Source organism: Thioclava sp. DLFJ4-1, assembly GCF_002020145.1.
GTDB lineage: Bacteria > Pseudomonadota > Alphaproteobacteria > Rhodobacterales > Rhodobacteraceae > Thioclava > Thioclava sediminum.
In genome coordinates, this window is record NZ_MPZT01000002.1 from 642867 (window position 1) to 665021 (window position 22155).

Genomic DNA, 22155 nt, shown 5'->3' on the forward strand with positions numbered 1-22155 from the left:
ACGGATCGTCCATCGGCCCTGGCGACGCGCGATGGGTCAGTTCCGCGCACATCCGGGTGGATGCCTATATCTATTGCGCTAAGGCATCCAGTTCGTCCATCAGCCCTGAGAACCGTCTCAACTGATCGTATTGCTCTTCGTCGATCCCGTCCGGATCGAAGTGCATCACGTCGTTTCGGATTTCGCGGACCTTATCCAGCTCAGCGCAAAATACGCCCCTGTCTACGCGAAGGTCGAGCAGTTTCCAGTTCTCTGGCTTCTGAATTATCCGAAGATACTCACCAAACGTTAGGTCTACGACAGATTGAATTCGCTCCCTTCTCGCCGAGTCCGTGTCGCCACAGACCTCCTGCAAAGTCTGGGTAGTGAACTTTCCATTCATCAGTTTTCGGATCTGGTTCTCAATCTGTCCGATGAGGAGAAATGGCTCTGATAGAAACTGAAATTGCTCGCTCAGATCTGTCGCGGTGACGATGCCAGTAACCTTCTTGTCGGTTGAGGATCGGACGAAGACGAATTCGTGCTCGATGATCAATTTCGTAGCTTTGAACAGCGCTTCGCTTTCTTCCAGAGCGACGGCCGTCTCCATGGCGTCTCTCACTTCGACGAGATTATTCTCGTGGCTCAAGCGCTTGCCGATCGTCTTCCAGCTAATCGCACCGTTCAGCGTGTGCTCGTTCGACATGACCGCCAGCTGCGAGAAATCGTGCGCCAGCATCAGGGTAATCGCCTTCTCGACGGTATCCTGCGGGTTGACCGAAACCACACCGCAGTTGGCCGCCTTGAGCATGCTGATGAGGAAGTTTGCCTCTTTTGGGGCATAGGCTGCACCATCCTCGCCTTGGTCGCTACCGGTAGATTTGGTAGCAGCCGCTGCAACCGGCGCTTTCTTGAACGTTATTTCTGCGTCAATCCAGACCTTAGTGAAATCTGGGCTGGTTATGATACCCGCATTATCCAACTCGGTTTGTATTCTCTTGACGACGCCGGTGCGGCGCCTGCGGGCACCGAACCAGCGAAGCAACTCTCGGACCGTCGTCGAAGCTTCCTTTCCTTCGCCGATGTCGGCTTTGACCTCTTCGAACTCCTTGTTCAATTTGGTGCCCCTCCGATCATCCCGTTCCGATCGCGGTGAATTGCCCGGACGCTTCTATGCAGTCCCATACGTGGAGGACGAGGCGGAGGCCTCGATATTCCATTGCGGTAATTTATGCCACGGCTTGATTAAATCCAAAAGAAAGAATGACAGCTAGGGACCGGCCGCACCCCTACCCTATTGCTGACGGCCCTGGCTATGCAGAAGCTTTCTTTCTGCACATTGCGGGCCTTGATCCCTGCGCCGCGAATGACCGCTCCCCGCCCCGAACAACCTGGCTCGTCGGTTTCGGCCTTTTGTGGACATTCGCGCGACAGCCATTGCTGCCGCGCAATGCCTCCGAACCAGCATTTGGCGGCGACGTCCAGCATTGTCCGGCAGGCGAAGGCCCCACAGCGGCCAGTTCAGCCGGCCAGCTTATTGCCAGTAAGCCCGCCGGAGTTAGCTGATTGGGCGTAAAGCGGCGGGAATGGGTCAGGTCTGATTGTGGTTATTGGGAGCCGTCCAGCTGCCTGCTAACTTTCCTTCTCGGGGGAGGTGGCTCATTCATCGGCGATTCACGGCAAAAACGCCAACTCGTCTAGAGGTGCTAAGGCTCTAAAGACACCGCCCTTTTTCGCGCTATCAGTTCCGGCGCTATCAAACAGGTTGAGAAGAAGGTCATACACCGGTTCAAAATTGTCGAACCCGTCCGGTAGCGCCTGAATGGCTCTGGCTATCGCGCGATCATCCTCCTCTTCAAAAAGACCAGCAAAATCCCCGTCGATCATCTTTGCGAGGATTGGCACAGCTTGCCCTCCAGCAGCGTTGAGCGCGCTTCGTTGGCCTCTCAATCGCTCTAAGGCGTTGGCTTTGCTATTCGCGTAGACTGCTACGGTTCCATTCAATGCTTCAATCGCTTGAGCCTTCGTCACCCCCGCCTGGTTCAAGAAGTAAAACATCGGCCAACCATTGGCGCTGAACTTGGGCGGATACCTTTACATAGAAGCGTGACGAGGCAGCGACACAGTTCCTCTCTGCACTATCTCGTCAAATGGGTGCCATCCGACAGAATAATTTCGTCCATCGGCACATCCCAAGGCATCGGGTAGATGGTGGGCAAGACGCAGTTTGAAAAGCCGATACCAACGATCCGCGGCTTCTTATCAAAACGGGCGAGCGTGCGGTCGTAATAGCCTCCCCCGTTTCCGAGGCGATGAAGCGTCGTGTCGACACCGACAAGGGGGACGATCACGAGGTCGGGCGTGCGAGGTTCGCCTGCGGCTGGCACGGGGATGTTCCAGACGCCGCGCACCATGCGGCAATCCGGGGTCCACGTATGGAATTCGAGCGGCGCATCTCGTTCGATGACGACGGGCAACAGGACTTCGGCCCCGGCCTCATGTGCCTTGCCCATCCAGCCCCGCAGATCCGGTTCGCCCCGGATCGGCCAATAAACAGCCACGGTGAGGCGGGCATCGAGAGGAACTGTCCGGTCGAGACCGTCAATCAGCCGGACGGTCGCGCGCTCTCGATCTTCTGCGGACAAGGCCCGCGCGGCCACAAGCCGAGCGCGCTCCGCCCGTCTGAATCGCGCCACATCGCGTGCCGCCTCGGGATCGACCAGGTGCCCATCGACCAGAAGATGGGCAAAGCAGGCGGGGGCTCCTCCGGTAGCATCGTCATCCATATCTATGCCATCCGCTTACGTTTCTGAGGCGGAAAGATCGTATCGTATCCCCAAGTGAAAACGAAGGCGTAGACGAGGTAGAAGCCTGCAAAGGACAGTTCCATCACGACAATGGTCAGCAGGAAAGCGTCGAGCCACCATGCGAAAACCGGCAGAAGCAGGGTAAGCAGCGTCACCTCGAAAAGCACCGCGTGAGAGATCCGAATTGGCATAGTCTTACGGACATCGCCACGACGCCAGAGCAGGAGATGATCGAAGGCCAGGTTGAAAAGATAGTTCCAGGCAGTAGCCGCTGTTGCGCCAAGCACGACCAGCACGCCCATTTCCTCCATCGGATGATCGAAAGCCCAGGCGAAAAGCGGCGTTACGATGAGGAGGCCGATGATTTCAAAGCTCACGGCTTGGCGGATACGGTCTGGGGTGCTGCGCATGGAAAATGTTCAATCGTGGGTCAGGCGGTCCAGCGTGCAGAGCTTGTGATTGGGCGAGGTCATCCCCGGGAAGCCTTATGGTGGGACCCGTGCGTCCGCTTTTCAAGCATGGGCGCACGTCGCGCGGTCACGATGTCCAACCTCTCGGTGCGGCCCGCCGATCTTGTGCAACTCAAGTGCAGGGCAGCGGAGGACAGCCTCAAGGAAGCTGGCGAGCGCCTCTTCACCTTCAGCAGGCTCGACCCGTCGCAATGGAAATCGGCCAAGACCGCAAACGCCATCAAACGCCTGAACGAGGAATTCCGCCGCCGGATCAAGACCTAGACCGTGCTGCCCTGTGCCGAGACCGTGCCGATGCTGATTTGGGGGCTACTGGCCTCTTCTTTCGCTATTTCTGTAGACACTTGATCAGCGCTGCTATGGTCAAAACCACCAACACCAGAATAAGAAGGCCGAAAAGCCAACCGATCACCATTTCGAAACTCATTCCATTTTCAATGTCCCTCTGGTCCACTGTTTCGTTGTCATGATCTTCGGTCGACGCGCCGCGACGCACGCGGCTATTCGCGACTAACCATCGGCGGGCCGAGCTAATCCACTGCGAACTCCACCGCGAATGAGTGCGGAGACGAGAGCATCCCGATGCCGCGGCCATCGTTGTCTTCCATCACGCTGGGATCTCTCAAACGGCTGTTTGCTGATGCGGTCAGCACAGCGGACGATGTGCGCGGTGCCTCGAGTGGGAGCCGGCCTCACAGTTCGAGCGTGCGTCGAATGGCACCCGCTCCCCACAGCAGCAGGCCGGTGGTCAGCGCGCTGACCCCAACGCTGTGCGCCCATGGCCCCGCAATGCCCGTGTCGCCGAAGGTGATGAGGGTGATGCCGGCCAACGAAAGCCCGAGCCCAGCCATGAGCCGACATTCTCCCGGGGTCGGGCACGGCCTTCGCTCGTCATAGCTCTCCTCCTTCGGCGCGGCGGGATCGTTCCCCGTCACGCTGTTCGCTCCGTTCAAATCGCTGTTTCTCATGGCCTTGCGAACCTCCTTTCGAGATACTCTTTCAGCGCAACGTCAGTCGCATAGATCTATAGCGCGGGTCGGGCGGGCGCCGAATTCTGCCCAATGCGCGGCTTCGAGGTTGCCCACCGGCCCGCGGCGTGTCGGAGCCTGCGGCGGAGTTCCAGGCTCCGCGGTTTTCGGAGCTTCTGACCCCGGCAGCTTCTCCCACGCCACGCTTTGCGGCCAGACGCGATCCAAGAGACGCTGTTGACTGCCGGAAACCCTGCGGCCCGGTAAGCTCGTTTAATCCATATGCCGGTCATCTTCCGGTCGTCCGCGGGAAGCGCGGACTTCAAGTATTGCGCGATTCATAATATTGGGAAAGCAAATATAAATGCGATATGATATTCGCAAATGCGATACATGGGGGATCCATGAACATCGAACATGCCCGAACTTTCCTTGCCGTCGCCGATACCGGCAGCTTCGTAGCGGCCGCCGAAAGGCTTCACGTCACCCAGTCAACCGTGAGCGCTCGTATCCGAGCACTCGAAGATCAGTTGGGCACCAGGCTTTTCACTCGCAACAAGGCCGGCGCGGCGCTGACTGCGGGCGGTGGCCGGTTCCTGAAGCATGCAGCGCAGATGGTGCGAGCCCTCGAACGCGCGCGGCACGACGTCGGCCTTCCTGGACAATTCCGCGCGCGTGTCGTCATCGGTGCGCGCTTCGGCCTGTGGGAAGGGCTGATGATGAAATGGTTCGCCAATATCCAGCGGACCCATCCCCGAGTTTCGTTTCATTCCGAAATCGGCTTCGAGCCTGAACTGATGCAGGCGCTGGTCGACGGGCGGATGGATATCGGAGTCATGTTCACCCCGCAGCGCCGTCCGATGCTCGAGCTCCTGCCATTGCTTACTGAACAGCTGGTGCTCGTCTCTACCGAACCGACCGCTAGCATGCAGCCTGACGGCTATATCCATGTCGAGTGGGGCCCGGAATTCGACAATCAGTTCCGCGCTGGCTTTCCGGAGTTTCCCGGTCCTGCACTCTCGGCCAACATCGCCTGGCTCGGCCTTCAATATCTCAAGCTCAATGGCGGCAGCGGCTATTTTCCCCGGCGTCTGGTCGAACACCAGATCGATAGCGGCGCCCTGTTCCCGGTGCCCGGTGCGCCAGTGTTCGAATTGCCGGCGTGGATCGTGATCCGCGAGGATCGCAACAAAGCGCTTGTTGATCCGATGGTCCAGAGTTTGATGGTTGGCCTTGTGGCGCCTTGATCTGCGATCAATTTCCGCTCTTGTCCTTTCCCAGCGGCCTGTCGCTCGCGTTCGGTATCCTGCTGGAACATTCCCGATCGGTCACCTCGCGTTCGGGCTCGCTGCGTAGTGCTTTCGCGGGATCGAAAAAACTCCTTCCGGCAAGGTTTCGTCCGCCCTTTGGTCGATCGAACCGAGTATGTCTGTCAGAGGCTTCATGCCGCGACCGAGGGTCCATAACTGATCGTTAGACGACCATCCACGCGGGAAGCAGTCGCGCCAGTTCTCTGACCGGCGCGCAAAGCGAGGTGGTGAGCAAAAGCAACCTTGGCAGCTGAGCTCTTGAATTCGTCGTTCACGGCTTCGACTTAAAAGCACGTCAAAACGGGTGTTCCAGGAGATGACGGGCCTGCGCGACCATGCCGTCCAGACGTGCAGCGGCCGTGGGGACATCGTTGAGCGCACCCACACCCTGACCCGCATAGAGTGCCATCGCCTCCAAGTCGCCGGTCGTGGTTCGCAGCGGCGAATCCGTGCTGAAGCGCAGGCGCGGCTGCTCGCCGTCGCGGGCGATGGCCTCGCGCGGAAGACTGTCAGGGTCGTGGCCGAGGTAATGTCCGTCCAAGCTCTCGGTCACGCTATTGGCGATCACCCGCACCGCAGCGCCCTTGGGCCAATTCAGAACGAAAACATCGGTCAGAACCGTGTGGTCGCCGGTGGCCTCCGTGATTCGGGATTTGTGATAGGGATGAGCGAAGGATTCCTCGGTCGCCAGAAAGGCCGTGCCGCATTGCACGCCATCGGCGCCGATGGTCAACGCGGCGGCGAGGCCCTCGCCCGTTGCGATCCCTCCGGAGACGACGACCGGCAGGTCGGTCTGCGCAAGGATTTGCTCGGCCAGCCCGAAAGCCGGGTGTCGTCCATGCACGTGACCGCCCGCCTCGACGCCCTGCGCGATGATCACATCCGCTCCGGCCTCTTCGGCGATCCGCGCGGCCTCGACCGTGCCGACCTGATGCAGAACAAGGCAACCGGCACGTTTCACGCGGGCCACCACGTCAGGCATCACGTCCCAGAAAAAGCTGAAGGCCGGCACGCCAAGATCGAGACAGCAGGCGATCTGCGCATCGAGCAGCGCTGGTTCGGTCGCCGCGGGGATCAAGTTGACGGCAAAAGGTCGGTCAGTCGCGTCCCGCAGCGCAGTAACCTCTGCGGCGATCAGGGCTGGGTCTTCGCGCACCATGCCCAAAATCCCGTAACCGCCCGCATTGGCCACGGCGGCGGCCAGTTCCCAGCGGGAAACGCCGCCCATCCCGGCCAGCAGAACTGGCTGGGCGCACCCCAGCAGGTCGCAAAGCGGTGTGTGCAGCGGGTTTATTGGCTGGTCCGTCATGCTTGCTCCTCCCGTTCTATAACCATTGGCGCAGGTAATCGCGTAACACGACGGCGTTATTATGTGCCTCGTCCTTTGAAGCATAAAGTAGCGTAACGACGTTCTCGCGTGCATATCCGGCGAGCTCGCGGACCAAATCGTCATGAGCGGCAAGTTCCGCCTCATAACGCGTGGTGAACTCCTGCCACCTATCAGGGTGCTCGTGGAACCAGCGCCGCAATTCGTCGCTCGGCGCGATCTCCTTGCACCAGTGAAACAGTCTGGCGCGGTCCTTCGCCATGCCGCGCGGCCAGAGACGATCGACCAATATCCGCTTGCCATCTGACACGCGTGCCGCGCGATAGATCCGCTTGACGCGGATAAGCTCGCCAGGAGCTTCGGAGGTGGGGGGGCTTGCTGACGGCATCAGCTGTCCGGCTTGTCCGTGTCGCCGATCATCTCAACTGCTTTCAGAGCATGGGTCCAAGAGGCGCCGGCGCGCATTTCCGCGGCGACCCAAATCGCTTCCATGACCTGTTCGTCCGAGGCGCCCGCACGCCGGGCGGCTTTGACATGGCTCTCGATGCACCATGGGCACTGCGTTACGTGCGCGACGGCCACGGCGATAAGCTGCTTGCTGCGCGCATCGAGCGCCCCTTCAGTGAACACCGCTTTCGAAAATGCGCGGAAGGCGTCCTCGGTCTTCGGCGCCAAGGCATGACGCCGCTCGAAGAGATCCTTAGTTGGGTTGGGAAGATACATCTCAGACATGGCCTGCGCCTTGGGTTTCGAATTGCGGGAATAACACGTCGTTTTCCAGCCGAATATGGGCTGCCAGGTCTTCAAGAAATTCACCGACCCCGGCATAGAGCCGCGTCCAGCTTTGGCATGCACCGTCCGGCAATGTGAGATCGTTTGTCAATTGCCGGATCTGTCCGACCTCCGCCTCATGGTCGTCGTGATCCGCGCGCATCGCAGCGATCGGCCCGTCCAGCCTCGGTGCCGCGTTGCGAATGGCGGGAAACAAAACCAGCTCCTCCTTCTTCATGTGGACTTCGAGCTCGCCGATCATCCGGTGCAGTAGCGCGGACAGCCCTGCAGGGACATCTGCTTGCCCGGCATGGACGGTTTCCACCTTTTCCGAGAGCGCCGCCAGTTCAAGCAATTGAGTGCGATGCTTGGCGTGATACTCTGCCTCGATGTAGCGGGTGAGGTTGGCGGAATCTTGCGGGGGTAGCGGTCTCGTCATGTTGGTATCCTTTGGTCAGAGCAAAGAGGGGACGGTTCGGGGCGTGGCGTTCTCGACCGCCATATGCAGCGAGCGCGCGATCCGCTCGGCGCGTTCGATGAGATGGGCGGCCCCCTCGGGGGGACAGGTCTCGGTTGCGGTCTCGCGGAACAGCATCAGCCACCGTTCGAAATGATCCCATTCCACTGGCAAGGACGCATGGACCTGCATCGGGGCGCCGTGAAAACGACCGGTCATGAGTGCGACCGAAGACCAGAACTCCACCATCCGCTGCAAATGCGGCGCCCAGTCGGAAATCCTGGAGGCGAAGATCGGCCCGAGAACCGCATCAGCACGCACCTTGTCGTAGAAACGATGCACCAACTGGGTCAGTTTATCCTCGTCCAAACCCGTTTGCGCCATGATCGCAGCGGTCGTTTCGGGGCGCGCGGATATGATCTGTCGATCAGCAGGTGACATGGGATCCCCCGAGAATTTGAACTTGAGGCTCATGCTATCTCCACAAAATAAGCATTGTAAATACCTATTGCGGTGAGTGTAGGATGCCCATGAACTTCGCATTCTCGCAAATTACGGGCGGAGCATTTCGAGCCGGATGGCAAGCGTCCGCGAATCTGGTCTTCCCGACCGCACGCCCTCGGCTGAATCCTTGATGCTCAAGAGGGTGCAGGGGTTACGTTTTCGGACCGTAGCCAGAAGACACGAAACCCTTCAGCACCTCGTCCCTGGCGAAGGTTTGGTCTGGGCTTCCTGCGTGGCGCATCAACACGCGCAGGCCGTTATCGGCGGAAGAGGTGGGGCGAATTGTCGCGGCTCACAATGAACATTTGAATTACTTGCGCGCCTTGCCACCCTATGCGGGGAGGTCGGACTAAGTAACGGCTTCTATCACGGCGAAGCTGGGTATCGTCGGATCGCCATGGCAGCGACGGCCTGATGCCCGCACCTCTCGTCGCGAAATTCGCGCAACGGGGGTTGTCCATTCGGACCGGCTCACATCAGGTTGTTCGAGGAGCAGAGCGCATCAGGCGAGCGTTGCAAATGCAGGTTCGATGGTCGTTACCGAACAGACCAGCGGGTTCCCTATAGCCCCAGTGGCGCGAGATAGAGCACCAGCAACAGGAGGCACACGCCTGTCAGCGCCACATCGAAGCCGCGCTGCCAAGCGGGCGCCTGCACCAATCCCAGATATTTTCCGAGGATGATCCGCGCCTTTTGCCAGGCAAGTGCCATCACGACCACCGCTGCCGCCCCTGGCCACTTGGCCCAGACCCCCGAGAATGAAAGCAAGGACGAGCCAAGGGTGAGGAGAACAAGCGTGCCGAGGGCGATATAGAGGGACCGGCGTGTCATTGCAGGAGATAGACCACTGGAAAGAGCAACACCCAGATCAGATCGACCATGTGCCAGAACGCGGTCGCATCCTCGATATTTCCCACATGATCGCGCCACGCCACCAGCAGCAACAGGATGACGCCGGCTGCGACATGCGCGGCGTGAAATCCGGTCAGCAGGAAATAGAAATTGAAGAAAGGATGCGTGTCCCAGACAATGCCTTGCGCGGCCTTGGACGCGAATTCGGCGCCCTTGATCCCGAGAAATGCCGCGCCGAGCAAAGCGGCACACACAAGAGAAACGCGTGCGCCGCCACGCCTGCGCGATTGCCTCAGATTCAGTGCCAGGGCAGCGAAAAAGCCGCTCGTCAGCAAGATGATCGTGTTCGTCGCAGCGGCAGTCCGGTTCAGCGCATTCTGCGCTTCGGCAAAGCCCGTCGGATCAGTGATCCGCACCGAAAAGAAAACGATCAACCCCGCACCGAAAACCAGCAATTCGCTGATAATGAGAACCCACATCAAAAGATCGCCGGGCAAATCGTCCAATGCAGTTCGGGTTTGATCCGTCATTCAACAAGACCTTTGCAAGAGCCTTCGGCCCGTCACGACTCAATCGGCTTCAACCTTCGTCGCCATGATCTCTCACTGCACTATTTTAATGCGCATTGTAAATACCAATTGGCGCACACAAGGCGACTCGATGCCCTTCTGTCACTTTCACGGTCGAACGAGGGGACCTGTGCGGTCACCGGCTGCGTCGTCGCACATTTAGTTTGAGCCACAGCAAAGAAGCCCGATTCTGTCTGTCTGATAAGAGGGCATGGAACACACAGAAACACTTCGGGCGCTTGGCCTCTTCGATGCGCGCGTGCCGCGTTACACGTCCTACCCAACTGCGGCGGCCTTTGCGCCCGACACAGGCGCGTCCTTTCAACGCCATGCGCTCGAACGGTTGGACCCGAGCGAGCCTGTGTCAGTCTACATGCACATCCCATTTTGCGAGCGGCTATGCTGGTTCTGCGCCTGTCACACACAAGGCACGAAAACCCTTGGCCCGGTGGAAAGCTATATCGAGGCGCTCGAGGCAGAGCTCGATATGGTGCGCGCCATCATACCGAACGGCCTGAAAATGGGCCGCCTTCACTGGGGTGGCGGAACGCCTACCATCCTGCCGCCGGAATTGATTCATCGTCTCTCGGCATCGATACGCCGTGTGTTTCCACCAGCCCAGGAGTTCGAGTTCTCGGTGGAGATCGACCCGACCATGGTCGATCGCGCGAAGATCGAAGCTCTCGCCTCCGAAGGCATGAACCGCGCGTCGATCGGCATTCAGGATTTCGATCCCGAAGTCCAAAAAGCCATCGGTCGCCTGCAACCGTTCGAAACCACACGCGCGTGCGTCGAAGACTTGCGTGCAGCCGGCATCGCCTCTCTCAACACCGATCTGGTCTATGGCCTCCCGCACCAGAGCCTCGCGCGCATCGAAGACACGATCGAAAAGGTTCTCACCTTTACGCCGGACCGCGTTGCGCTCTTTGGTTACGCGCATGTGCCTTGGGTTTCAAAACGGCAAAAGCTGATCGACGAAGAGGCGCTGCCGGACGATTTGGCGCGCTACCACCTCGCCACCCGCGCCGGAGAACTGTTTGTTGCAGCCGGGCTCACAGCTATCGGCATCGACCATTTCGCGCGCCCCGGCGACACTCTGACGGCGGCGCTCGAGGCCGGACGGCTGCGTCGCAATTTCCAAGGATACACGACCGACACATGCAGCACTCTCATAGGGCTCGGGGCATCGTCGATTTCGCGCTTTTCGGAAGGTTATGTCCAGAATGCGCCCGCGACCGCAGCTTATCAGCAGCGGATTGCAACCGGTGTTTTTCCGGGCGCTCGTGGCTACCAGTTAAGCCCCGAAGACCAGCTGCGCGCTCGGGCGATCGAGGAGTTGATGTGTCGGTTCGCAGTGGATCTTGACGATTTGAGCCAGGAGTTCGGCACCAATGCCCAGAAGCTGCTGCCTTGCCTGACGGAAATGGCCACGCGCTTCGCGCCATTCGCAAGACTGACGGGAAAGCGCATCAGCATTGCACCGGAAGGTCGACCGTTAACACGGATGATCGCTTCGGTTCTCGATCAGCATGTGCCCGAAGGGATACGCTATTCGCGCGCGTCCTGAACAAGGCGCGTCTCATGGCGGAGCGCGCCTTCAGCAAGGTGTCACGCTAGACAACTCGCCGCCGGCAACAAGAAGCGGAGCTTGCGGGGGAGGGAGGGGCAGATCGTCGTGCTTCTTTCCCGCGGGAAATTGCTGGTCAGGACTTCGAATGTGTCGTCTCGAGGTCGCGCGGAGCCGCAACGGGTGCGTGTGAGGGAAAGGTGCCGCGTGACAGGATCGTGCCGTTCTCATCGACAACGAGGCGTAGAGCGCGACCGCCAAAGTAGAAGGTCAGCCGCCATCGGCCGGCGTCGTCGTCGACACCGGCCTCGCATCTGCTTGTGACCTCGCCGTCGCGGAGTTTCGCGAGAACATCGGCTGGTGGGAGGCCGAAGACGCGTCCAACGAGTTCTGCGTCGACCGTGAAACCGTCAGTGGTGAAAGACACGTTACGCATCGCTATCTCCTTTCAGACCGCAGATGGAACAGTGGCCGGCAAGGCGATGTCTGCCAGCGTCGAACGATCGAGTTCTGCCAAAAACGCGGTCTCTGCGGCGCGGAGTCTGCCCTTCAGGCCGCAGACGGGGGTAATGCAGCACGCGCCGTCAGGAGAGAAACATTCGACAATGGCCTGGTCCTGCTCGAGAAGCCGCACGAGGTCTCCCAGAACGATCTCGTGGGCGGGACGGCCGAGCATTGCGCCGCCACCGGTCCCGCGCCGCGTGGTCACGAAGCCGTGCCGGGCCAGGCGCTGAATGACTTTATTCAGGTGGTGGCGAGAGATACCGAACTCTTCGGCGATCTCGGCTGTCGAGAAGGCACGCTCCGGCGCGCTGGCCATCCGCATCAGCGCTCGGAGTCCGAAATCTGTGAAACTGGTCAGGCGCATATGGTGCCTCCAACAAACAAGCATCAGAAATGCTTGTTATAGATTTAGCCACGATCACGCAATGATCTTCGCGTTAGGTCGGTCATATTGAGGCGCGATCCTCGGTTCCGTAGTTCTAACCCGCGCGAATTGCGAACAAGCCTGCGCGGCAGGAGATGTCCAGCTTGCCATCGGCGCGCTTGCGGCAGGTGATCACGCTGGAGGGGGCGATGCCGAGCTCGGCCGCGATTGCCTCGGATTTGCGATCAGAGGGGATGGCGAGGCAGACGGCGCGCTCGCGGTCGCCGAGCACCGTGAGTGGGGCCGGGACGCCGGTGTCGAGGGCGCGCTCGAAATGCAGCAGGGCGAGCCGCGCGGCCAGTCTGGCGAGGTCTGGATCGCAGACGTCGTCCTCCGCCTCGACCGTCTAGAAGCTGACGAAGAGACGCAATGTCTCGCTCACGTCGAGCACCGTCGTCGTCGCCTTGAAGCGCGGCCGTTGACCGGGCGCTCTCTGTTCCAATGCCTTGGATGAACGAACGCCCCGCTGTTAGAAAAGCTAGCTGGCAATACCGTTGGAAAACAAGAGCACCATATATGCGGCATAGGCGGCCAACATCAGCGCACCCCACACGCGACCAATCTTCTTAGTAGCGAACAGCAAGCCCAGCAGTATGAGAGACGACGCCAGCATGACTGGGGTATCGATCTCGCGGAAGCGCGTGCTGATTTCGATCGGCTGGATCACCACCGTGACGCCGAGGATCGCGAGGATGTTGAAGATATTCGAGCCGATAACGTTGCCGAGCACCACATCGGGGTGGCGCCGGATCGCCGCGACGATACTGGTGGCGAGTTCGGGCAGCGACGTTCCGATGGCCACGAGCGATAGACCGATTACCGCGTCGGGCACCCCGAACTCGCGGGCGATGTTTACTGCCCCTTCGACCAGTAAGTCCGCTCCGAACACCAGAGCGGCAATGCCAGCAATAACCAAGAGCGGCGCAAGCCAAGGTCGCGGTAGCGGAATGTCTTCGAACTCCTCAGCTTCATGTTGAAATGCCGTTGCCCGGCGGTTGCGTCTTTCCAACCAGTAGCTGGAAGAGAGGTAACCCGTGAGGACGAGAAGCATTGCGATGCCTTCGATCCGAGTGATGATTTCACCCTGAGCAAGAGCGTAGGTCGCCAGCGAAACAAGTGTTGCGACCAGCGCCTCGCGCACAGCTGTTCGCGCCCAGCCGAGGATCGGTGTGATAACTGCTGCCACGCCGACAATGAGCAGAATGTTCGCGATGTTCGAGCCTACGACGTTACCCAAAGCAATCTCAGGCGCGCCGTCTATGGCTGCGTTCACGGAAACAAGCAGTTCCGGTGTCGACGTGCCGAAACCGACAATGATCAGACCGATTAGAAGCTTAGATATGCCGAGGCGCTCGGCAATTGCGACCGAGCCACGCACGAGCCCTTCGCCGCCGACAAAAAGGAGAACAAGGCCGGCAGCCACGAGGAGGAGGTCATGCAACATTTCTATTTCTGTCCAATAGTTGGACTCGCCTAAGAAGACGCATCGGCATGACTTAGTGCGCCGGATATAGGAAAAGAATAGGGAGGCCGCACGCTCAGGCGCGGACCGGTCGGTATTCCGCCAAAGTGCCTTTAACCGGCAGTCTGTCTTTCGACTATTTCTGAGCTTGGCCTCCTCGTCAGCTCTTTCAGAAAACACTCCCAACGTGGGCCGACAATCGTGGTTCTCGGAACGCGTAACTCGGACATGTTGATACAAGTCGGAGCCGCCCCGAAATTCGGACACTGAAATAAGCTACGATTTGCGGTCTGCTGATCTTCGCCGAGAAGGGGGGCAGAGATGTCGAATCGCACGCAGCACGCGACCGAGTTCAGTGCAAAGGTCGCGCTGGAAGCCTGAAGGGTGAAGAGACAGCGGCCGAGCTGGCGAGCCGGTTCGGGGTGCATCTGACGATGACCCATCAATTGAAACGGGCCCTGCTCGAAGGCGCGTCCGATGTGTTCGAGCGCGGGGAGCGCACTGGAGAGCGGATCAAAGTTGGGTCGGACTCTAATCGATGGTGGAGGAAAATCCCCATGGCAGGTCAGCTGGCCCCCGCGCACAGGTAAGCGCAGAGACGTATTGATTCCCGACTGTTTTTGTTCTAAATTGATTATATAACCTTTCATCGAGAGTTGGGTTGAAAAGGCCGTTGGGTGTGTCGCAGCCTCAATGGCCTTTACTTTTGCACAGCGCCGAACGAGGGCAGCGCGCGCTTGAAAACAGGCTGCCGCGCTGCGTTTAGAAATACTGGCGGTGCCCTCGTTGCAGGACCACCGCCATGCGCCCTCATATCGTCGTTCAGTTGGCTGGTGCGCCGCATCTTCGCCTCGATAGCCCGTTTCGTCGTTGCTTCGCGTAGCAGACATTGGTGTAAAGCGCAGCGAACGACCGCGTTCCGCCCCCTATTGACCCAGAGGCTGCTCACAGCAGATAGTCGCCATCGCTGCCGTGTGCAGCGGATGGCCACTCCTCGATCCGAAATTCTAATCTAGAACAGTTTGGAAAGCCCACAATCGCCAGCCCACTGCCTGAAAATCAGGAAAGTAGACGGTTCGATTTCGAGTTGCTAGCCTTTGAATACATTTCTCGGAGAGCTAGTGATGAAAGAATTACCTGATTTCCTCTCAAGCGGTGATGAGGCACGTTTATTCCCGGTCCTTGCCGAAACGAGTAAGGAAAAACGTGTGGCCTCGATATTCCTCGCTGTGATGACGCAAATCCCCGCGCTGGCGCAGGAAGTCTTAGCTTCAACCGGCGTGCGCGTTGGGAAACGCACCAAGGTCCAAGCCTTCACGGAAGTAGTTTTTCGGGAAAAAGATTTTGCGAACTGCCGGCCCGACGGATTGATTGTAATCGACACCGGACGCACGCGATGGTCTGCTTTGATCGAGGCGAAAATCGGCAAAAACGATCTCGATGTCGAGCAGGTGCAACGTTACGTCGAGATTGCTCGGGCCCAAGGGATCGACGCGGTTATTACTGTCTCAAATCAGTTTGTATCGCGGGCGGATCATTCCCCTGTGAATCTCCCGAAGACACTTCTGCGCAGGGTTTCACTTTTTCACTGGTCCTGGACCTGGCTTGCCACGATCTGCGAAATTCTCGGCTATCAGAACGCTGTCGATGATACTGAACAGTCCTATCTCTTGGCGCAGCTCAATGACTTCTTGGCTCATCCAGCTACGGGCGTTGAACGCTTCACACAAATGGCAGCTCAATGGAAAGACATCGTCCAATCGGTCGCGAATGACGAAAAGCTGAAGAAATCGTCTTCTGAGGTTGAAGCGTCTGCCGCGAGTTGGATCGCCGAAGAACGCGACCTATGCCTACACATGTCGAGCCATGTAGGGACACGCGTTGACAGCATCGTTGAACGCAAACTCCGGGAAGATCCTGCAGCAAGATTGAAGGAGCAAATAAGCTCGATCGTCGAAACGCATATGCTGACCTCGAAGCTCCGGGTTCCAGATTGCGCATCAGATATCGACCTCTGTGCAGATATTGCGCGCAAAACCGTGTCAGTTTCGATGACTGTCAAAGCGCCGACTGATCGAAAGTCAACAAAGGCGCGGCTCAATTGGCTGCTGAGGATGCTTCCCCAAAATGACGAGCGGATTTTTGTTCGCGCTCTTTGGCCGGGCCGTTGCCCTCCAACCATGAAGCCCATTTCGCTCCTACGCGAAGAACCGGAACTAATTCAGACCGACAATTTGGACCTCGTTCCCCATGGATTTGAGATATTGATGATCGAAGGGCTCGGAAAGCGTTTCGGAGGCCGAAGGACTGTTATCGAAGACATTGAGCGTATCGTTCCAGAGTTTTACGATCTTGTGGGAGCAAATCTAAAAGCATGGCAGGCGCCTCCACCAAAACCAGTGAAGTCGCGCGCTGCGCCGGACCCGGGAGAACTCGAACCAACTGATCTCGGCGATGCCGGTTCACTACCGTAAAGCAAGGCGTAAGAAAGCGTTCCCTTCGTCGCCGCGGCGAGTTTAGAAATGCAAAGGTCTACGGCCAGGTCCCTGAATCTCGAAAGTCCGAAATTAGCTATCGCGCCCTTGTCGCGATTAGTTTGCCGCGGCAGCGGCAATGCGCTGATACCCCGCTTGACCGTGATAGAACCCGTTGGAGAACGAAATCCCGTCGCAAAGTTTGCGCAACGCTTGTTCACCGTCGATCAAGCTGTGGGTGCCATCCAGAACGTTGCGGAACGTCGTAGCCACCGCAACCATATCCACCGCCTGTGGCATCAGCCGAAAATGGGTGACGCCGTTTACGATCATCTGTCCAGCTTCGGGCAACAGGCCGATGTAGCTTTCCGACTGGGTCTGAATACCGTTCACGCGAAGGATCGGGCGGTCGTCTGTGGTGCGTAAGGGCATGCCGTCCGCGTCCTCTTCGCACACGAATTGGCAGTTATCCTTGGTCCGGCCATGGGCGCGCGCATGGTAGCATCGTGCGGACACCGCAAGCGAAGCACGGCCAAACACCTGCACTTCCACCCCCAGCCCAAGCTCGCGCGCCGCCGCAGCGGCCGCAGCAATCGCCGGGGCAGGCATTTCGGTCGGCAGGCAGACATGCGTCGCACCCCGGCCCGCCATCCAGGCGATGGTCGCCTCATTATAGGCGTTCATGAACGGACCGATGCGGTGCGGGCGCTTGCCTCGTGCAAACAGGCCCGCCGCGTTATTGATCTCGATCTCTGGCGCTTCCATGGCGGCCAGATCAGCTGTCGCCTTGCGTTCGCGTTTCAACATCACCTCGGCCAGCGACGACAGGATCACCGTCTTGCCACCGCGTTCCAGCCGTTCGATCGTGGCAGGCAGATCGGCCTCGTGAAACGGCGCGCGCTTCGAGCAGATGACCTCGCCCAGATAGACCTCGTCAATCGGCGCCTCGTCGGCGACACGAGCGTAGAAGTCGCGCCGCGTCTGGGTGGACCAGTGATAGGCGATGGGGCCCAGGGTCAGTTTCGTCATGTCGTTTACCGCCATTTCTTTGTCTCGAACGCGCCCTGGGTCTGTTTCTGGCCCTCGGTCAGGGCGACCAGATCGGCAATATTCGCCTCTCGACCCGCGCGGATGTCATCAACGGCCTGCCGGAAGGCCGACACCACACCTCGGACATAGCTCTTCGATCGCTGGCGACCTTCGATCTTAAAAGCGTGAACACCGGCGTCGATCAGGTCGGGAAGCAGCCGGGAAAGGTTCAGGCTGATCGGCTCCTCGAAGGCATAATATGGCTCGGAGCGGTGCGGCGCCGTATAGCGCCCCTTGCAGATTGTCGGGTAGCCTGCCTTTTCGTCTGCCCCGAAGCAGTCGATAGTGAAACCCGCGAGTTGCGAGGACATAGAGCCATCCGTGTGGCGCTTGTATTCCACGTCCGAGGCCGGAGAGCACACCCCGTCCATGTTGGTCGATTGCCCGGTGAGGTAGTTGGTCAGGCTGCACCGTCCTTCGACCATCAGCCCGTGATTACCGAAGATGAAGGTCTCGATCTCACAGGGAATTTCCTTGCGGATTTCACGGATCTCGGGGATCGTCAGGATGCGCGGCAGCACGACGCGTTTCACCGCGAAATTCTCGCAATAATACCGGATCGCCTCGGGACTGGAGGCGGCGGCCTGAACTGACAGGTGTAGACGAACACCGGGATGGGTGCGCGCGATATAGTCTGCCACGCCCATATCCGCGACGATGAAAGCATCGACCCCAAGCAGCGCGCCTGTATCAGCGGCTTGTCGCCACAGATCGACCTTGCCCGCAGGCGGGTAGGTGTTCAAAGCGAGCAACACCTTGGTGCCCTTGTCATGCGCGTAGGCGACCGAAGCGGCCAGTTCGTCCGGGGTGAAATTCAGTCCGGGAAAGTTGCGTGCGTTGGTGGCATCCTGAAAGCCGCAGTAAACCGCATCGGCGCCGGCATCGACGGCGGTGCGCAGGGCGGCGGGTGTGCCGGCCGGGCAGATCAGTTCGGCGAGGCTCATGGGAAGAGGGGTCCTTTCTTCACGTTGGATAGGCGCGGCGTAGCCTTGCCAGAATGGCGCGGCCAGCAGGGCCGAACATTCCAGCGGTTTCCTCGGCGATGGATCCATCGACATCGTCGAGTGCATTGCGAAGCCGCACGACAGCTTCGGTGTCGCCCGTGACTTCCAGGTCGCGGGAGAAGAAAGCGGCATCTCCATCCTCTTCGGAATCGACCAACTCCAGAAGCAGCATGAACTTCCCCCGAATTGTGGCTCCCGCTTCGGGCGCCGCATTGCGCGCGACGGCCCGGAACACCAGCGCTTGCGGATCTGGTCGCAGGTGCAGGGCAAAGGGCAGTTCCACCGGATCGATTACGAAATCGGTCCCCTGATGTGGACCGAGCCGCGAGAAAAGCGACGGATGCTGTTTGGCGACGCGCCTGACCACGCGGGTCAGGACGGGTTGCACGATCAAGCATGAGAGGCGAGCGAGCACGGACGTGCCTGGGTCGGCAGCGCGCGGGAGTGTGTCGTCGCCCGCGCTCATGACTGGAGCTTTCTAGTGGCGCGCGCAGGCGATCCGAGCCGGGAAGGCCGGGCGAAAATGATGGAAAGGAGTGAGTGGATCATCGTCTTGCCGTTTCTTGTCCCAGCGAGTGCATGGCCGCCTCGACCCGTGAAAAGAGCCCCGCGTTCTCGAGGCTGCTGCTTTCGTCGAGATTTTCCGCGAGCGGAAATCATGGCAAGGCTTTCTAGATTGCGGATTCTCTAGGTAATTAGTATTTGGATTACGCATTACACTCACTTAATGCGCATTGCAAATACCAAATCGCGAAGCTGCATTTGCGTCTCACCTCCTTCACCGACTTCGGACTACGCGTCCTCACGGGGATGGCCAGCACCCCTGATCGACCGTTCACCACCGCGGAGCTGGCGGAAGAGTTCCGTATTTCACGCAATCATCTGGCAAAGGTGTTCTCGTCACTGTCGGCTGCTGTCTATCTGGAAACGCGACGCGGCGGCGGCGGCGGTGCGGTGCTCGCGCGGCGGCCTGAAGAGATCCTTCTGGGCGACGTCGTCGCCTATCTCGAGGCAGACCAGGCTCTGGTCGAGTGTTTCCTGTCCGGGAGCGCCGCCTGCACATTGACGCCGCACTGCCGTCTCAAGGCGAGCCGGGCCGCTGCCGAGACCGCCTTCATTGCCGATCGCAACCGCAGTTCGCTTGCGGAATGCGTCTATCCGCCACTTAACGTGTAATCGGCCGTCAGGGTCGTTAAGGCGAGGACGGCGAAGCGCAACGTCTTCGTAACCACTGTGCGCAGCTCGAGCATTTAAGTTCTAGAAAACCAAGCGAAGCTAAGCAAAAGACCACGTCCTGCCTAAAGACACGCAATAGAAAGTGTCTGGATGCGGCTACTCCGAACACGGCACGGGCGCGTCTTCTTCCGCTCTGAAGGCGTCAGTGGCGCCAATTTTGCGTTTGAAACTTTCACGAATGGTTCACGATCTGTCCGTGACTTTTTGAAACACTTACCCATTGAAAAGCAACGTTTTCTTCCCGGATTGCAAATCCGTGTACACCGGTTCGATTCCGGTACTCGCCTCCACTATTCAGCCGAAATTCGGAGCACTGCATTGCAGGTTGGTTTCCAGAACCAACCCCGGTTTCCGGGTTTTCCGGCTGACATTCCAGATACCCAATCGTAGCCTAGCGCCGCAGCAGCAGCGGACTGGAATGAGGCGAAAAACGCCGCGATCATAGCGGATGGCTTCGCCATGATCACAGACGGTCTTTACGGGAAAGCGCGCTCCGCGCCGCCGGTTGGGACAACCTCGCCCACGAAATCGTCGGGGTGGTGATGTGACCCTCGCAAACGGGACTACCCGAAATCGAGGATTTCGGACATTCAACGCAATGACGGGCGGGGCGCCCTTGAGAGCGCCCCGGGTCATGATCAATCGCGCAAGGCCTCGGTCATCGCGACCAGCATGACATGGGCCGAGGCCGCGCCCGGGTCCATGTGCCCGACAGAGCGTTCTCCCAGTTTGGCCGACCGGCCCCGGCGGCTTTCGATTTCAGCGGTGTAGTCGCGACCGTTTTTTGCACCGGCGCAAGCCGCGTCGAGGCAGGCGATCACGTCACCGCCCGATTGCAGGGTCTCGCGCGCTTTCGCCACCGCCGGAACCCATGCGTCGATCATCGTCTTATCGCCGACCTGTGCACCGCCGCGCGACTGGATGCCTGCGCAGATCCCTTCGATCCACGCGACCATCGCACCGGCATCGAGGTTGAGCCGATCGGACACAGCCTCGCCCGCCTTACGGAAAGCCGTCGCATAAAGCGGTCCGGAAGACGCCCCGACCGCGTCGAGAAACGCCTTGGCCATGCGCGCGCAGGTCTCGGACACGGTCTCATCCGTCGGGTCTTTCAATTCCTTGCGCACCGCGGTCCAGCCGATGTCCATAGTGACGCCGTGATCGCCATCCCCGATGACTCCGTCGAGCTCCGACAGCCAGTCGCGGTTCGCGTGGATCGCATCTGCAATCGCCAACATCATCTGGCGGAAACGCACAGGCGTGACGGGGCCGTCGATAGCAAGGTCAGACCGCTCGATCCCGCTCGTGCTGGAGGCGGCGGCATGAGTGCGGCGGGTGCGCTTACCCACCGGCTCAAGGCTTCCGGCGACCGTGAGCGCAGGTGTCCGGCACGGCATATCGAGCAGCGTCTTGAGGTCGTCGTCCAGCTTGAGCAGCGTGATCGAAGCCCCGGCCATTTCCAGAGAGGTGCAGTATTCCCCGACCCAGCTGTGGTGAATTTTCACGTCGCGCTCGCCAAGAATCTGCGCGATCCGGCGGTGCAGGATGTAAAGCTCCAGCGGCCCGGTTGCGCCCAGCCCGTTGACCAGCACCGCGACCTCGTCGCCCTTTGCCAGTTCCATGTCGTTCAGGATAGCCTGCATCAGCTCGTCGCTGACCGCATCGGCGCTTTCCAAGTGACCGCGACGCATGCCCGGTTCACCATGAATACCCATGCCGATTTCCATCTCGCGCGGGCCAAGGTCGAAATTGAGCTTGCCGGTCTGGGGCAAGGAGCACGCGCTCAGCGCGACGCCCATCGAGCGGCAATTGTCATTGGCGTGCTGTGCTGCGGCATAGCAGGCTTCGAGATCGCGACCGGCCTCGGCGGCAGCGCCCGCGATCTTGAAGACGAAGAAATCCCCGGCGATGCCGCGTCTTTCTTTCTCCCGGCCCTTGGGCGCCGAGGCCACGTCATCGGTGACCTGAACCGAGCGGGCGGGAATACCCATCCCCTCGCATTCCTCGGCGGCCATGTCGAAATTCATGACGTCGCCGGTGTAATTCCCATAGAGGAACATCACCCCCGCGCCCCCCTCCACCGCGCGCGCGGCATCCATGATGTGCTCGGGCGAGGGCGAGGCAAACACGTTGCCGACCGCCGCCGCATCCGCCAGGCCGCGTCCGACATAGCCCGCGAAGGCCGGTTCGTGCCCGGAGCCGCCACCGATGATGATCCCGACCTTGCCGTCGCGCGGGCCGTCCTTGGCCACAATCGCGCGGCGCGTGGCGCCCTCGACACTTAGCAGGTCGGGATGGGCGGAAAGCATTCCTTCGATCGCCTCGGGGATAATGTCCTCGGGCGCGTTCATCAGTTTCTTGGTGCGAATATCGTCGGTCAT

23 protein-coding genes and 1 pseudogene are annotated in these 22155 nt (G+C 59.7%); 5 read left to right on the forward strand and 19 right to left on the reverse strand.

From position 1 onward, the window contains the following. Positions 1-70 precede the first annotated feature (70 nt). The 4 genes from BMI85_RS08240 to BMI85_RS08255 all read right to left on the reverse strand — a co-directional run bounded on the left by BMI85_RS08240 (position 71) and on the right by BMI85_RS08255 (position 3196). Positions 71-1096 (reverse strand): CBS domain-containing protein, encoded by a 1026-nt coding sequence (locus BMI85_RS08240; protein WP_078549184.1) that lies wholly within the window; start codon positions 1094-1096, stop codon positions 71-73. 557 nt (positions 1097-1653) lie between these two features. After that, the gene (locus BMI85_RS21120) at positions 1654-2037 is read right to left on the reverse strand and encodes a hypothetical protein (RefSeq protein WP_078542318.1); all 384 of its coding nucleotides are present in this window, start codon (positions 2035-2037) and stop codon (positions 1654-1656) included. A gap of 80 nt (positions 2038-2117) precedes the next feature. After that, the gene (locus BMI85_RS08250; RefSeq protein WP_078523308.1) at positions 2118-2765 is read right to left on the reverse strand and encodes a 5-formyltetrahydrofolate cyclo-ligase; all 648 of its coding nucleotides are present in this window, start codon (positions 2763-2765) and stop codon (positions 2118-2120) included. Between the two features lie 2 nt (positions 2766-2767). Continuing rightward, a complete protein-coding gene (locus BMI85_RS08255) occupies positions 2768-3196 on the reverse strand; it encodes a PACE efflux transporter (protein ID WP_078549189.1) in 429 nt (142 codons plus the stop codon). A 168-nt stretch (positions 3197-3364) separates the two neighbouring features. Between BMI85_RS08255 and BMI85_RS08260 the strand changes: the two are divergent. Then, positions 3365-3517, forward strand: a pseudogene (locus tag BMI85_RS08260) (transposase); the annotation flags it as partial. A 431-nt stretch (positions 3518-3948) separates the two neighbouring features. Here BMI85_RS08260 and BMI85_RS08270 read toward each other — a convergent pair. Continuing rightward, on the reverse strand, positions 3949-4224 hold the full coding sequence (locus BMI85_RS08270) for a hypothetical protein (protein ID WP_078571306.1): 276 nt from the start codon (positions 4222-4224) through the stop codon (positions 3949-3951). Between the two features lie 404 nt (positions 4225-4628). Between BMI85_RS08270 and BMI85_RS08275 the strand changes: the two genes are divergently transcribed. Next, the gene (locus BMI85_RS08275; protein ID WP_078523313.1) at positions 4629-5471 is read left to right on the forward strand and encodes a LysR family transcriptional regulator; all 843 of its coding nucleotides are present in this window, start codon (positions 4629-4631) and stop codon (positions 5469-5471) included. Positions 5472-5829: 358 nt separating this feature from the next. Here BMI85_RS08275 and BMI85_RS08280 read toward each other — a convergent pair whose 3' ends face one another. From BMI85_RS08280 to BMI85_RS08305, 7 genes are all read right to left on the reverse strand, one after another. Continuing rightward, entirely contained in the window at positions 5830-6843 is a 1014-nt protein-coding gene (locus BMI85_RS08280; protein ID WP_075777504.1) for a nitronate monooxygenase, read from the reverse strand. Positions 6844-6859: 16 nt separating this feature from the next. After that, positions 6860-7249 (reverse strand): DUF488 family protein, encoded by a 390-nt coding sequence (locus BMI85_RS08285; protein WP_078523314.1) that lies wholly within the window; start codon positions 7247-7249, stop codon positions 6860-6862. After that, positions 7249-7593, reverse strand: a complete 345-nt coding sequence (locus BMI85_RS08290; RefSeq protein WP_078523315.1) for a carboxymuconolactone decarboxylase family protein — start codon at positions 7591-7593, stop codon at positions 7249-7251. Before BMI85_RS08290 ends, BMI85_RS08285 begins: the two co-directional genes overlap by 1 nt. Beyond that, positions 7586-8071 (reverse strand): hemerythrin domain-containing protein, encoded by a 486-nt coding sequence (locus BMI85_RS08295; protein ID WP_078600691.1) that lies wholly within the window; start codon positions 8069-8071, stop codon positions 7586-7588. The genes BMI85_RS08290 and BMI85_RS08295 overlap by 8 nt, the downstream gene beginning before the upstream one ends. Before the next feature lie 15 nt (positions 8072-8086). Beyond that, a complete protein-coding gene (locus BMI85_RS08300; RefSeq protein ID WP_240497849.1) occupies positions 8087-8563 on the reverse strand; it encodes a group III truncated hemoglobin in 477 nt (158 codons plus the stop codon). Positions 8564-9154: 591 nt separating this feature from the next. Further along, a complete protein-coding gene (locus BMI85_RS21540; protein ID WP_146684066.1) occupies positions 9155-9424 on the reverse strand; it encodes a nitric oxide reductase F protein in 270 nt (89 codons plus the stop codon). Continuing rightward, positions 9421-9975: a cytochrome c oxidase subunit 3 gene (locus tag BMI85_RS08305; RefSeq protein WP_078549200.1), complete on the reverse strand. Its 555-nt coding sequence runs from the start codon at positions 9973-9975 to the stop codon at positions 9421-9423. The genes BMI85_RS21540 and BMI85_RS08305 overlap by 4 nt, the downstream gene beginning before the upstream one ends. Positions 9976-10225: 250 nt before the next feature. Between BMI85_RS08305 and hemN the strand changes: the two genes are divergently transcribed. Next, a complete protein-coding gene (gene hemN, locus BMI85_RS08310; RefSeq protein WP_078549202.1) occupies positions 10226-11581 on the forward strand; it encodes an oxygen-independent coproporphyrinogen III oxidase in 1356 nt (451 codons plus the stop codon). Between the two features lie 136 nt (positions 11582-11717). On the opposite strand, the gene BMI85_RS08315 is transcribed toward hemN, so the two are convergent. The 3 genes from BMI85_RS08315 to BMI85_RS08325 form a co-directional block, all read right to left on the reverse strand. Then, positions 11718-12017, reverse strand: coding sequence for a DUF6522 family protein (locus tag BMI85_RS08315; protein ID WP_078549204.1), 300 nt, complete (start codon positions 12015-12017; stop codon positions 11718-11720). 12 nt (positions 12018-12029) lie between these two features. Further along, positions 12030-12449 carry an Rrf2 family transcriptional regulator gene (locus BMI85_RS08320; RefSeq protein ID WP_078523320.1) on the reverse strand — a complete coding sequence of 140 codons (420 nt, stop codon included), beginning with the start codon at positions 12447-12449 and terminating at the stop codon, positions 12030-12032. A 538-nt stretch (positions 12450-12987) separates the two neighbouring features. Further along, the gene (locus BMI85_RS08325; RefSeq protein ID WP_078549208.1) at positions 12988-13953 is read right to left on the reverse strand and encodes a calcium/sodium antiporter; all 966 of its coding nucleotides are present in this window, start codon (positions 13951-13953) and stop codon (positions 12988-12990) included. Positions 13954-15095: 1142 nt separating this feature from the next. Here BMI85_RS08325 and BMI85_RS08335 point away from each other — a divergent pair. Next, a complete protein-coding gene (locus tag BMI85_RS08335) occupies positions 15096-16445 on the forward strand; it encodes a hypothetical protein (protein ID WP_078549217.1) in 1350 nt (449 codons plus the stop codon). Between the two features lie 117 nt (positions 16446-16562). Here BMI85_RS08335 and BMI85_RS08340 read toward each other — a convergent pair whose 3' ends face one another. Genes BMI85_RS08340 through BMI85_RS08350 form a run of 3 tightly spaced genes read right to left on the reverse strand, consistent with a single transcriptional unit; the run spans position 16563 to position 19004 of the window. Further along, the gene (locus BMI85_RS08340) at positions 16563-17489 is read right to left on the reverse strand and encodes a U32 family peptidase (protein ID WP_078600693.1); all 927 of its coding nucleotides are present in this window, start codon (positions 17487-17489) and stop codon (positions 16563-16565) included. Further along, positions 17480-18478 carry a peptidase U32 family protein gene (locus BMI85_RS08345; RefSeq protein WP_078549222.1) on the reverse strand — a complete coding sequence of 333 codons (999 nt, stop codon included), beginning with the start codon at positions 18476-18478 and terminating at the stop codon, positions 17480-17482. Before BMI85_RS08345 ends, BMI85_RS08340 begins: the two co-directional genes overlap by 10 nt. 19 nt (positions 18479-18497) lie before the next feature. After that, the gene (locus tag BMI85_RS08350; protein ID WP_078549224.1) at positions 18498-19004 is read right to left on the reverse strand and encodes an SCP2 sterol-binding domain-containing protein; all 507 of its coding nucleotides are present in this window, start codon (positions 19002-19004) and stop codon (positions 18498-18500) included. 296 nt (positions 19005-19300) lie between these two features. Here BMI85_RS08350 and BMI85_RS08355 point away from each other — a divergent pair, with 296 nt between their 5' ends. Further along, the gene (locus BMI85_RS08355) at positions 19301-19714 is read left to right on the forward strand and encodes an Rrf2 family transcriptional regulator (RefSeq protein WP_078600695.1); all 414 of its coding nucleotides are present in this window, start codon (positions 19301-19303) and stop codon (positions 19712-19714) included. A 698-nt stretch (positions 19715-20412) separates the two neighbouring features. On the opposite strand, the gene dhaL is transcribed toward BMI85_RS08355, so the two are convergent. After that, positions 20413-22155, reverse strand: coding sequence for a dihydroxyacetone kinase subunit DhaL (gene dhaL, locus BMI85_RS08360; protein WP_078600697.1), 1743 nt, complete (start codon positions 22153-22155; stop codon positions 20413-20415).